This window comes from Streptomyces sp. CMB-StM0423 (assembly GCF_002847285.1).
Taxonomy (GTDB): Bacteria; Actinomycetota; Actinomycetes; order Streptomycetales; family Streptomycetaceae; genus Streptomyces.
The window spans coordinates 530,930-544,801 of the sequence record NZ_CP025407.1; the positions used below are offsets into that span (position 1 = coordinate 530,930).

At 75.4% G+C, this 13,872-nt stretch carries 1 protein-coding gene; it reads right to left on the reverse strand.

The genetic code is table 11. The annotated features are described in order from the left end of the window. Positions 1-2 precede the first annotated feature (2 nt). Entirely contained in the window at positions 3-13,799 is a 13,797-nt protein-coding gene (locus tag CXR04_RS02345; protein ID WP_101420239.1) for a non-ribosomal peptide synthetase, read from the reverse strand. Positions 13,800-13,872 lie beyond the last annotated feature (73 nt).

Here is a 13,872-nt window from a genome sequence, read left to right on the forward strand (position 1 = left end):
CATCAACGGCTTCGCGCCGGTCGGCCCGGCTGGGACTGCTCGTCGGCGAACGCCGCTTCGAGCTCTTCGATCTGGTTCTGGGCGAGGTCGAGCAGGGGGAAGTCGGAGGGCGTGTGCCCGCCGGCGTCCGGGTCCTCGGTGTGCGCGGCGAGCCCGGCGAGCAGTTCCAGCCAGGCGGCGCCCAGGCGTTCGGCGTCCGCGTCGGCCAGCAGCCCGCCGGCCCACGACAGGGTCACCGTCAGCGCCGGGCCCGCGGGCCCGTCCTGCACGACGGCGCCCGCCTCCAGCGCGTGCGCCACGGGCATTTCGGCGGCGGCGGAGCCGCCGACCGCGGTCTCGCCGGCCGGCTGCCAGGCCCGTACGGGACCCGCGGGGCCGGCGGCGGGGAAGCGGCCGAGGTAGTTGAAGCCGATCTGCGGCCGCGGCAGCGCCGCCATCGCGTCCGCCGTCTCGGCGTTGAGGTGGCGCAGCAACTCGTGGCCGAGGCCGTCGCCGGGGATCTCCTGCGCCTGCTCCTTGACGGACTTCAGCAGCTCGCCGGCCGCGGCACCGCCGGTCCGTACGCCGTCGAGGTCGATGCCCGACGTCCGCAGCCGCAGCGGGTGCACGCCGGTGAACCAGCCCACCGTCCGCGTCAGATCGAGGTCGCCGACGGGCTCGCGGCCGTGCCCCTCGATGTCCACGAGCACGCCGTCGTACGCACCCGGCCGCCACCCCGCGACCGCCCCCGCCAGCGTGGCGAGCAGCACCTCGTGGACCCCGCAGTGGAACACCCCCGGCGTGCGGCCGGCGAGCGTGGCGGACTGGGCCGCGGGCACGGTCCAGGAGCGGTTGCGCAGCGTGGGGGCGGTGTCGACGGCCGGGTCGAGCGGCCGGTGGCCCAGCGGCGGCTCGGGCTCGCCGAGCAGCGCCGTCCACTGCTCCAGCTCCGCCCGCCGCCGCTCGCTCGCGGCCTCGGCCACGAGCGTGCGGGCCCAGCGGCGGAACGACACCGCCACCGGGTCGAGTACGGGCTCCTCCCCCGCGGCCGCGGCCTCGCACGCGGCCCGGAGGTCGGGCAGGAGGATCCGCCAGGACACCCCGTCGACCACGAGGTGGTGCACGGCGAGCACCACCCGCCCGACCCGCCCGGGGCCGGTGTCCAGCCAGACCGCCTGCGCCATCACGCCGGCCGCCGGGTCCAGCCGCGCGACCGCCTCGCGGGCCACGGCGCTGGCCGCCTCGTCGAGACCGTCGTCGGGCACGCCCGCGGCGTCGATACGGGTCACCAGCCCCGCGGCGTCGTACGTACCGCGCTCGGCGACGACGAGCCGGGGGTCCGCCGCGTCGGACAGGTCGGTGCGGGCCCGCAGCATGTCGTGCGTGTCGAGCAGCGCGCCGAGCCCCGTGGCCAGCACGTCCGCCGTGAGGTCCGCGGGGGCGCCGACGACGGTCCACTGCGCGAACCGGCCGCCCGCGACGCCTTCGCCGAGCCGCCGCATGACCGGCGTCCACGGCACCTCGCCGACACCCACGTCCGCCACCGCCGCCGCACCGTCCGCCGCCTGCACGACCAGCGCCAGCCGCTCCGGGGTCTTCTCCTCGAAGACCTGCCGCGGCGTCAGCACGTACCCCGCGCGCCGGGCGCGGGAGGCGAGCTGCATCGACGTGATGGAGTCGCCGCCCAGCGCGAAGAAGCTGTCGTCGGGCCCGACCCGCTCCAGCGCCAGCACCTCGGCGAACAGCGCGCACAGCGCCGCCTCCGCCGCCGTGCGCGGCTCGCGGGCGGAGACCAGCCCGGCGAAGTCGGGGGCGGGCAGCGCCCCGCGGTCCACCTTGCCGTGCGGGGTGAGCGGCATCCGCTCCAGGGGTACGACGGCGGCCGGCACCATGTACTCGGGCAGCCGTTCGCGCACGTACTCGCGCAGCGCGGACGGCAGTTCGCCGTCGTCGTACGCGCCTGAGGGGACGACGTAGGCGACAAGCCTGCTCTCGCCGGGCCGGTCCTGCCGGGCGACGACCACGGCCTGGGCGACGTCCGGGTGCGCGCCGAGCGCGGCCTCGATCTCGCCGGGCTCGATGCGGTGGCCGCGTACCTTGACCTGCTCGTCGGCCCGGCCGGCGAAGACCAGTTCGCCGCCGCCGGTCCAGCGCGCCAGGTCGCCGGTGCGGTACATCCGCTCGCCGGGCGCGAACGGGCACGCCACGAACCGCTCCGCGGTCAGCCCGGGACGGCCGCGGTAGCCGCGGGCCAGGCCGGGACCGGCGACGTACAGCTCGCCGGTGACGCCCGGCGCGACGGGCTGCAGGAACGCGTCGAGGACGTACGCGCGGACGTTCGCCATGGGGGCGCCGATGGGCACGGGGTCGGTGCCGGGCGTCAGCGGTGCGCTCATCGCGGCGCAGACGGTGACCTCGGTGGGCCCGTACGCGTTGATCATCCGCCGCCCCGGCGACCAGCGGTCGACCAGCCCGGGCGGGCACGCCTCACCGGCGACGACGAGGGTTTCGAGGGTGTCCGGCAGCTCGTCGGCGACGGCGGGCACGCTCGGCGGGACCGTCACGTGGGTGGCACCGGCGGCGCGGAGGGCGTCGCCCAGGGAGACGTGCGGCGGCAGTTCGCCTGCGGCGGGGACGACGAGGGCCGCGCCCGACAGCAGCGCCATGCACAGCTCGGAGACCGCGGCATCGAAGCTCACCGACGCGAACTGCAGGACCCGCGACCGCGGGGCGACCGCGAAGCGGTCGATCTGCGCGCGGGCCAGGTTGCCCAGGCCGCGGTGGGAGACGACGACGCCCTTGGGGGTGCCGGTGGAGCCGGAGGTGTAGATGACGTACGCGGCATGATCGGCCGTCAGCGGACCCCGCCACTCGTCCGCCCGCAGCATCCCGCCGGGGTACGTGGCCACATCGGCGGCCACCGCCGGGTCGTCCAGCACGACGGTCCGGAAGCCGTCCGGGAGCACGTCGTACGTCGCCGCCGTGCACAGGACCACGGCGGGATCGGCGTCTCCCAGCACGAACGCCAGCCGCTCGGCGGGGTACTCGGGGTCCACGGGCACGAAGACGCCCCCGGCCAGCGACACCGCAAGCAGCGCCTCGACCTGGGCCGCCGACCGCTCCGCCACCACCGCCACCCGGACCTCGGGCCCCACGCCCGCCGCCACGAGATACCGGGCCAGCCGCCCCGCACGGTCCGCCAACTCCCCGTACGACAGCGACTCGTCCCCCGCCACCAGCGCGACCGCCTCCGGCGACCGCCCCACCTGGGCACCGAACAGCTCGGGCAGCGGTGCAGCGGGGAGCGGGGCCCCGGTGCGGTTCCACTCGTCGGTCACCAGCGCCCGGCTCGCCTCGGTCACGGCGGCCACGCGTCCCACGGGCGCAGCGGGGTCGGCGACGAGTTGCGCCAGCACGTGCTCGAAGGAGGCGAGGATGTCCTCGGCGCGGTCGCGGTCGAAGACGTCGGGACGGTAGATGAAGTCGCCCTGGATGCGCTCGCCGGGGACGGCGATCAGCGTCAGCGGGTAGTGGCCGGTGTCCTCGGTGACGCCCGCGGGGCGGATCGTCAGCGCCCCGGGGCCGGACGAACCGGCGGCGGGCGCCGGGTAGTTCTCGAAGACCACGAGCGTGTCGAACGTGCCGCCCGCGCCCGCCGCCTTCTGCACCTCCTGGAGCCCGATGTGCTGGTGCGCCATGAGCGCCACCTGCCGCTCCTGCAGCCCGGCGAGCATGTCCGCCACCGGCTGCGCGCCGTCGAGCCGGATGCGTACCGGCAGGGTGTTGATGAACAGCCCGATGATCGACTCCACGCCCGGCAGCTCCGGCGGGCGGCCCGCGGCGGTGGCGCCGAACACCACGTCGTCCCGGCCCGCGAGCCGCGCCAGCACCAGCGCCCACGCGCCCTGCACCACGGTGTTCACGGTCACCCCGTGCGTCCGCGCCAGCTCCGCCACTCCCGCCGACAGCTCCGCGCCGAACTCGTAGCGCACCCGCTCCGGCAGCACCGGCGCCCGCACCGACTCCGCCGGCACGACGAGCGTCGGCTCGTCGGCCCCGGCCAGCTCCGCGCGCCACGCCTCCCGCGCCGCATCCTCGTCCTGGCGGGCGAGCCAGCCGAGGTAGTCGGCGTACGAGGCGACGGCCGGCAGCCGGCTCCGGTCGCCGGCCGCGGCGTATGCGGCGGAGACCTCGCCGATCAGCAGGGGCAGCGACCAGCCGTCCATGACGATGTGGTGGTTGCTGACCAGGAGCTGGTGCCGGTCCTCGCCGAGACGTACCAGCAGGAACCGCAGCGGCGGCGCGCTGGCGAGATCGAAGCGCTCGGCCCGGTCCTCTTCCGTCAGGCGCCGCAACTCGCGCGTCGCGTCGGCCGCGTCGAGCCCGGAGAGGTCGGCCTCGCGCCAGGGCAGCGGTACGTCGCGGGCGATGACCTGCACCGCCTCGCCCGACGCGAGCCGGTGGAAGCTCGCGCGGAGGATGGGGTGCCGGTCGAACACCGTCGCCCAGGCGGCGCGCAACCGGTCGGTGTCCAGCGGGCCGTCGAGCGCGAGGGCGCGGCGGCCCTCGTAGACGTCCGGTCCCGCGTCGTCGAAGCCGGCGTGGAACAGCAGCCCTTGCTGCAGCGGCGACAGCGGCCACACGTCGGCCAGCGCGGGCACCGCGGCCTCCAGCTCCGCCACGGCGTCCTGGGTGAGGGTGAGGAGCGGGAAGTCGGAGGGGGTGTGCCCGCCGGCAGCCGGATCGTCGGTGTGGGTGGCGAGCCCGGCGATCATGCGCAGCCAGGTGGCGCCCAGCCGGTCGGCGTCCGCGTCGTCCAGCAGCCCGCTCGCCCAGGTGAGCGTCAGCGTCAACTCCGGTCCGTCGGGCCCGTCCTGGACGACTGCCCCCGCCTCCAGCCCGTGCGCCACCGGCATATCGGGGGCGACGGAGCCACCAAGAGCGGTGTCGCCGGCGGGCTGCCAGGCGCGTACGGACGAAGCCGGGGCAGCGGCGGGGAAGCGGCCGAGGTAGTTGAAGCCGATCTGGGGGTGCGGCACGGCGGCCATGGCGTCGGCGGTCTCGGGATTGAGATGCCGCAGCAGGTCATGCCCGAGGCCGTCGCCGGGGATCGCCCGGACCTGCTCCTTCACGGACTTCAGCAGCCCGCCGGCGGCGGCGCCCCCGGCAAGGACGTCATCGAGGCGTACCCCGGAGACATCGACGCGCACCGGGTGGGAGCTGGTGAACCAGCCCACCGTGCGCGACAGGTCCACGCCCCCGTCCGACCCGCGGCCGTGCCCTTCGATGTCGACGAGCACGCCGTGGTCGGTCGTGTCGGCGCGCCAGTGGACGACGGCCCCCGCGAGGGTGGCGAGCAGCACCTCGTGCACCCCGGTGTGGAACGCGGCCGGCACCCGCCCGGCGACGACGGCGGCCTGAGCGGAGGGCACGGTCCACTCCCGGCGGCGCTGAGTGGCGGCGGTGTCGGCGACGGGGTCGAGGGGGCGGTGGCCGAGGGACGGTTCGGGGGTGCCGAGGAGGTCGGTCCAGGGCTGGAGTTCGGCGGTGCGGTGACTGCTCGCCGCCTGGGCGACGAGTTCGCGTGCCCAGTGCCTGAAGGGGGTGGGGACGGGGTCGAGGTCGGGTTGCCGGTTGTCGGCGACCTCAGCGCAGGCGGATTGGAGGTCGGGGAGGAGGATCCGCCAGGACATGCCGTCGACCACGAGGTGGTGGACGACGAGGACCAGCCGGCCGACCCGGGACGGCCCGGCGTCCAGCCAGACGACGTGCAGCATCGCCCCGCTGGCGGGGTCGAGTCGGGCAACGGCGGTGCGGGCTTCGGGGGCGGCCAGGGCGTCGAGGTCGGTCGTGCCGGTGGCGTCGATACGGGTGACGAGACGGGCCGGGTCGACGGCGCCCCGTTCCGGGACGACGAGGCGGGGATTCGCCGGATCCGAGACGTCGGCACGGGCGCGGAGCATGGCGTGCGTATCGAGCAGGGCGCCGAGGCCGCCGGTCAGTACGGGGCGGGTGAGAGACGCGGGCGCGCCGACGACCATCCACTGAGCGAAGTCGGCGTCCGCCGCCCGTACGCCCTGCGCCCGCATCGCCGGCGTCCACGGCACCTCGCCGGTGTCCCGGGCGTGGGCGGGGGCCGGAAGAGCGGTCCTGGCGGCACCGGCGACGACGGCCAGCCGCTCGGGGGTCCGCTGCTCGAAGACCTGCCGCGGCGTGAGCACGAGCCCTTCGCGACGGGCGCGGGAGGCGAGCTGCATGGAGGTGATGGAGTCACCGCCGAGAGCAAAGAAGTCGTCGTCCGCGCCGACCCGCTTGAGCGAGAGGACGTCGGCGAAGAGTGCGCACAGCGTCTCCTCCGCCGCGCCTTCGGGCGCGCGACCGGTCGCCCGCTCGCCGAGGTCGGGTGCGGGGAGCGCGGCGCGGTCGGTCTTGCCGTTGGGCGTCAGCGGCAGCGCGTCGAGAACCACGACGACAGCCGGCACCATGTGCTCGGGCAGTCGGGTGGCGGCGAGTTCGCGTACGGCGTCGGTGTCGACGTCGCCGACGACGTAGGCGACGAGGCGTTTGTCGCCGGGGCGGTCTTCGCGTACGACCACGGCGGCGTGCGACACGTCGGGATCGGCGGCGAGGACGGCTTCGATCTCGCCCGGTTCGATACGGAAGCCGCGGATCTTGACCTGCTCGTCGGCGCGGCCGGCGAAGTGCAGCAGCCCGTCGTCGGACCACCGGGCCAGGTCACCCGAACGGTACATGCGCACGCCCGGCTCGAAGGGGCAGGCGACGAAGCGTTCGGCGGTCAGCCCGCCGCGGCCGATGTAACCGCGAGCCAGGCCCGGGCCGGCGATGTACAACTCGCCGGTGATTCCCGGAGGTACGGGCCGGAGGAAGTCATCCAGCACGTAGGTACGGGCGTTACCGATCGGCCGGCCGATGGCCGGAGGCGCATCGTGCGGCTCGATACCCGAATCCAGCAGGGTGGCGGTCGTGATCACGCTGGCCTCGGTCGGGCCGTACGTGTTCCACACCCGCGCCTGCCCGGTCCAGCGGGACGCCAGGTCCGCGGTCAGCAGTTCGGCGCCGAGCACCCAGTTCCGCACACCCGTGACCGTGGCCGGGTCGAGGACGCTCATGAGGGACGGCACCACGCTGGCCACCGAGACACCCGAACTGCGGATCATCTCCGCCAGCGCCGCAGGCTCTTCGCGCTCCTCACCCGTCGCAACCGCCAACGTGCCACCCGCCGCCAGCGTGACCGCGACATCCAGCACCGCGGCATCGAAGCTGAACGACGCGAACTGCAACACCGTCACACCCTCGGCAACACCAAGGACCGCACGCATCGCCTCCGCCAGGTTCGCCGCACCATCATGCGGAACCGCCACCCCCTTCGGGCGGCCCGTCGATCCCGACGTATAGATCACATACGCGAGTTGCTCCGGCTGGATCGTCGTACCCAAGGGTTCCGCCGACTCCGCCGAGATCTCCCCCGCGGTCTCGTCCAGCCGCACCGCGCCCTCGGGTGCCAGGTCTCCGGTGCTCAGCACCACCTGCGCACCGCTGTCGGCGACCATGAAAGCCAACCGCTCCGCCGGATAGGCGGGGTCAAGCGGCACATACGCGCCCCCGGCCTTCCACACCGCGAGCATCCCCGCGACCATCTCCACACCACGCGGCAAGCACAGCCCCACCCGCGACTCCCGGCCCACACCCAGCCGCTGGAGATACCGCCCCAGCCGATTCGCCCGCGCGTCCAGCCCTGCGTACGACAACACCTCTGCCCCGCAGCGCACGGCGACCGCCTCCGGCGCCTGCCGCACCCGCTCCTCGAACCGGTCCAGCACCGAACCCGCGGGCACGGCAAGGCGCGTGGCGTTCCATTTCGACACCACCGCCGCACGCTCGCGGACGTCCAGCACCTCCACGTCTCCGACCCGCACCTCTGGTTCCGCCACCACCTGCTCCAGCACCCGCACCAACCGCCGCGCCAGCGCCTCCGCCTCGTCCGCCCCGAAAAGATCCGGTCGATACGTCACCCGTACGTGCAGCCGGTCCGCCGGTACCACGCCGATGGCCAGCGGGTAGTGCGTGCCGGCCATGCTGCGTACCTGGGTGATGCCGATGGTGTCGTCCGCGGGTCCGGTCCCGGGCAGCTCCAGGTCGTTCCGCGGGTAGTTCTCGAACATCAGCATCGTGTCGAAGGTCGCGCCCGCTCCGGCGAGTTCCTGGATCTCCTGGAGACCCAGGTGCTGGTGCCCCATCAGCGCCGACTGCCGCCGCTGCAAGTCCGCCAGCAGATCCGCCACCCGCTGCCCGCCGTCCAGGCGCACCCGCACCGGCAACGTGTTGATGAACAACCCCACCATCGCCTCGACACCCGGCAACTCCGCCGGACGCCCCGCCACCGTCGCACCGAACACCACATCCGAACGACGCACCAACCGCGCCAACACCAACGCCCACGCCCCCTGCACCACCGTGTTGACCGTCAGCCCACGCCCACGCGCCCACACCCCCAGCGCAGCCGTCGCCTCGTCCGTGAGCCCGACCAGGCACTCCTCCGGCACGACGGGTTCGCGCCCCGGGTCGGCGGGCACGATCAGCGTCGGCTCGTCCACTCCCGCCAGCTCCGCCCGCCACGCCTCCCGCGCCGCGTCCTTGTCCTGCCGGCGCAGCCACGCCAGGTAGTCGCCGTACGAGGCGGCGGGTTTGCGACCGGAGTCGGTGCCCCCGGCCGCGTACACCTCGGCGACCTCGTTGAAGACGACCGGCATCGACCAGCCGTCGGCCAGGATGTGGTGGCTGGTGATGACCATCCGGTGCGCGCGGTCGCCGAGGCGGATCAGCAGGAACCGCAGCAGCGGTGCCCGGCCCAGGTCCATCGGCTGCCGCAGTTCCTCCGCCGCCAGCCGTTCCACCGCTTCGGGCACGCCGGTGTCCGTCCCCGACAGATCCGCTGTTCGCCAGGGCAGCGGCACGTCACGCTCGACGACCTGCACCGCCTCTCCCGACGCGGCCAGCCGGTGGAAGCTCGCGCGCAGCGCGGTGTGGCGGGCGAGGACGGTCTCCCAGGCGGCGCGCAGGCGCCGGGTGTCCAGGGGCCCGTCGAGGGCCAGGACGCGCTGGCTCTTGTAGACGTCCGGGCTGTCGTCGTCGTAGGTGGCGTGGAAGAGCATGCCTTCCTGGAGGGGCGACAGCGGCCAGATGTCCGCCGGCGCGGGCACGGCCGCCTCCAGTTCCTCGACGGCCTCCTGGGTGAGGGTCAGGAGCGGGAAGTCGGAGGGGGTGTGCCCGCCGGCCGCCGGGTCCGCGGTGTGGACGGCGAGCCCGGCCAGCAGTTCCAGCCAGGCGGCGCCCAGGCGTTCGGCGTCCGCGTCGGCCAGCAGCCCGCCGGCCCACGACAGGGTGATGCTCAGCTCGGGCCCGGCCGCCGTGTCCCGGACGGCGGCGCTCGCCTCCAGGGCGTGCGCCAGCGGCAGGCCCGGGTCGACGGAGCCGCCGACGGCGGTGTCGCCGGCGAGCTGCCAGGCACCGGCGGGACCCGAGGGGCCGCCGGAGGCGAAGCGGCCGAGGTAGTTGAAGCCGATCTGCGGCTGCGGCAGCGCGGCCATCGCGTCGGCCGTCCCGGGGTTGAGGTAGCGCAGCAGTTCGTAGCCGAGGCCGTCCCCGGGGACGGCGCGCGCCTGCTCCTTCACGGCCTTCAGCAGCGCACCCGCCGCCGGATCGCCGTTGCGTACGCCGTCGAGGTCGATGCCCGAGACCGAAGCCCGCACGGGCCGGGCGCTGGTGAACCAGCCCACCGTACGTGCGAGATCGGCATCCCCGACCGGTTCGCGCCCGTGCCCCTCGATGTCCACGAGCACGCCGTCGTACGCACCCGGCCGCCACCCCGCGACCGCCCCCGCCAGCGTGGCGAGCAGCACCTCGTGGACGCCGGTGTGGAAGGCGACCGGGGTGTGGCCCGTCAGCGTCTCGGCCTGCGCGGCGGGCACGGTCCATGTGCGCGTGCGCAGGGTCGCCGCGGTGTCGCGCGCCGGGTCGAGCGCGCGCGTGCCGAGCGGCGGCTCGGGCGCGCCGAGCAGGTCGGCCCAGGCGGCGGCCTCCGCCGTCCGCTCCGGCTGCCCGGCCTGCGCCGCCAGCTCCCGCGACCAGCGCCGGAACGACGTCGCGACCGGCTCCAGCTCCGGCTTCCGCCCCTCCCCCACCGCCTCGCACGCGGCCCGCAGGTCCGGCAGCAGAATCCGCCACGACACCCCGTCGACCACGAGGTGATGGACCACCAGCGCGATCCGACCGATCCGGACGGGCCCCGCGTCCAGCCAGACGACCTGGATCATGACCCCGGCCGCCGGATCCAGCCGCCCGGCCGCGGCGCGGGCTTCGCGCTCCGCGAGCGCGTCGAGACCGCCGCCGTCGGGGTCGTCCGCGTCCGACGCGTCGATACGGGTGACGAGCGCGACCGGGTCGACCGAGCCGCGCTTGCCGACCGTCAGCCGCGGGTGTGCCGCGTCCGCCAGGTCGGTACGGGCCCGGAGCATGTCGTGCGCGTCGAGCACCGCGTCCAGCCCGCCGGTCAGCGCCGCGAGCCCCAGGCCCGCGGGTGCGCCCGCGACCGTCCACTGCGCGAACCCGGGCGCCGCGGCCCCTACGCCCAGCCGCCGCATGACCGGCGTCCACGGCACCTCGCCCACGCCGTCGTCCCGTACCGCGGACCGGGGGCGCGCAGAGCCGGCGATCAGGGCGAGGCGCTCCGGGGTCTTCTCCTCGAAGACCTGCCGCGGCGTCAGCACGTATCCCGCGCGCCGGGCGCGGGAGGCGAGCTGCATCGAGGTGATGGAGTCGCCGCCCAGCGCGAAGAAGTCGTCGTCCGCACCGGCCCGCTCCAGCCCCAGCACCTCGGCGAACAACGTGCACAGCGCCTCCTCCGCCGCGCCCGCGGGCGCCCGGCCGGTCGCGCGCCCGGCGAAGCCGGGGGCGGGCAGCGCCGCCCAGTCGACCTTGCCGTTGACCGTCAGCGGCAGCTCGTCGAGCACCACCACCGCGGCCGGAACCATGTACTCCGGCAGGACGGCGGCGACGTGCCCGCGCAGTTGCTCCGCCTCGACGGGCCGGCCGTCCGGCACGACGTAGCCGATGAGCCGCTTCTCGCCCGGCCGGTCCTCGCGCGCCACGACCACCGCCTGCGCGACGTCCTCGTGGACGGCGAGGACGGACTCCACCTCGCCCAGCTCCACCCGGTAGCCGCGGATCTTCACCTGCTCGTCGGCGCGGCCCGCGAAGTGCAGCAGCCCGTCGTCCGTCCAGCGCGCGAGGTCCCCCGTGCGGTACATCCGCCCGCCCGTGTCGAACGGGCAGGCCACGAACCGCTCGGCGGTCAGTGCCGCGCGCCCCAGGTAGCCGCGGGCGAGGCCGGGTCCGGCGACGTACAGCTCGCCGACGACGCCGGGGGGCACCGGCTGCAGGAACGCGTCCAGCACGTACACCCGCCTGTTGGCCATCGGCCGGCCGATGGGCAGCACGGCGCCCGCCGTGTCGCCGGGGCCCAGCGCGTGCCACGTCGCGCAGAGCGTGATCTCGGTGGGCCCGTACAGATGCCGTACGGAGAGGTCGGGGCACGCCTCACGGACGCGCGCGACCGCCGCGGCCGACACCACGTCGCCGCCGGTGAGCACTTCGCGCAGGCCGGCGAAGCACTCCGGGGCCTCCTCGGCGAGCACCCGGAACAGCCCGGCGGTGACGTGCAGTCTGCTCACCCCCGCAGCGACCACGGCCCGCCGCACCCGCTCCGCGTCGACCACGCCCGGCTCGGCGATCACGACCCGGCCGCCGGCGGCGAGCGGCACCCACACCTCGTACAGCGAGATGTCGAACGCGTGCGGCGCGTGCATCAGCACCGCCTCGCCCGGCCCGGCAGCCCAGCCGCTCTCACCGGCCAGCACCACGACGGCGCCGTGCGGCACGGCCACGCCCTTGGGCGTCCCCGTCGAGCCGGAGGTGTACATCACGTACGCCGCGTCGGCGGCGCCCACCGGCACGGAGGCGGCGGTAGGGCGGGCGGCGAGGGCGGCCGCGGTCGGCGGGTCGTCGAGGACGACGAGCACCGCGGCGGCGTCGCCGGGCACCGCCGCCCGCGTCTCCCGGGTGCACACCACGGCCGCGGGGGCGGAGTCGGCCAGCAGGAACGCGACCCGCTCCGCGGGGTAGCCGGGGTCCACCGGCACATACGCGGCGCCGGCCTTCCACACGCCGAGCAGCGCCACGAGCAGGTCCGCCGACCGCTCCATGACGACCGCGACCCGGTCCCCGCGGCGCACCCCGGTGTCCGCCAGATGCGCCGCGAACCGCGCGGAGGCGGCGTCCAGTTCTCCGTACGACAGCGTCCGCGGCCCGTCGGTCACGGCGGGCGCGTCCGGCGACCGTACGGCGTGCGCGGTGAACAGCTCCGGCACGGAGGGGGCGGGCAGCGGCGCCCCCGTGGCGTTCCACTCCCCCACCACGCGCGCCCGGTCCGCGGCGGCGGCCATGTCGATCCGGCCCACGGGCGCCGCCGGATCCGCGGCGATCTGCTCCAGGACGCGCACCAGCCGCTCGAAGACGGCCCGGGCCGCGGCCCGGTCGAACAGGTCGGAGCGGTAGTCGAGCTTGAAGCTCATCTGCTCGCCGGGGGCGGCGACGAGCGTCAGCGGGTAGTGCGCCGCCTCCTGGCCGCCTGCCACGCGCAGGGCGAACATGCCGGGGTCGGGGGCCCCTTCGGGCGGCAGGGGGTAGTTCTCGTAGACGACGATCGTGTCGAAGACGCCGCCGGATCCGGCGATCCGCTGCACCTCGGGCAGGCCCAGATGCTGGTGTGCGACGAGCGCGGACTGCCGGTCCTGGAGGGCGGCGAGCATGTCGGCCACCGGCTGCGCGCCGTCGAGCCTGACGCGCACCGGCAGGGTGTTGATGAACAGGCCGACCATCGACTCGACGCCCGGCAGCTCCGGCGGCCGGCCGGAGGCGGTGGCGCCGAACACCACGTCCGTACGGCCCGCAAGCCGCGCCAGCACCAGCGCCCACGCGCCCTGCACGACGGTGTTGAGCGTCAGACCGCGGGCGCGCGCGAGCGCGACCAGGCCCACGTACAGCTCCTGCGGGATCTCGGCGATCAGGCTCTCCGGCGCCACGGGCAGCCGGCCGGGGTCCGCTGGTGCCACGAGCGTCGGCGCGTCGGCCCCCGCCAGCTCCGCACGCCAGGCGGCCCGCGCGGCGTCCTTGTCCTGGCGCCGCAGCCACGCCAGATACTCGCGGTACGACGTGACCGGCGGCAGCCCGCGCGTGTCAGCACCCGCCGCGTACACCGCCGACAGCTCGCCGAGCAGCACCGGCATCGACCAGCCGTCCATGAGCACGTGGTGGCTGGTGACGACCAGCCGGTGGCGCTCGGCGCCGAGGCGGACGAGGAGCAGCCGCAGCAGCGGCGCGGCGGCCGGGTCGAACCGCTCCGCCCGTGCCCGGGCCGCCAGCCGCCCGGCCTCGGCGAGCGCGTCGGCCTCCGGCCGGTCGGAGACGTCGGCCACCTCCCACGGCAGCGCCACGTCCCGCGCGATGACCTGCACCGCCTCGCCCGACTTGCGCCGCCGGAAGCTCGCGCGCAGCGCGGCGTGCCGCTCCAGCAGCGCCTCCCACGACGCCCGCAGCCTCTCCGGGTCCACGGGGCCGACCAGTTCCAGCAGCCGCTGGCCCTGGTAGACGTCGGGGCCCTCCTGATCGAAGGCGGCGTGGAACAGCAGGCCCTCCTGCAGCGGCGACAGCGGCCACACGTCCTCGACAGCGGATCGGGTCATCGCTCTGTCTCTCCTCACGGCGGATCGCTGGCTGCGGCTTCTTTTCGTCTGCGGGTCTACGGGCTGGCGGGTC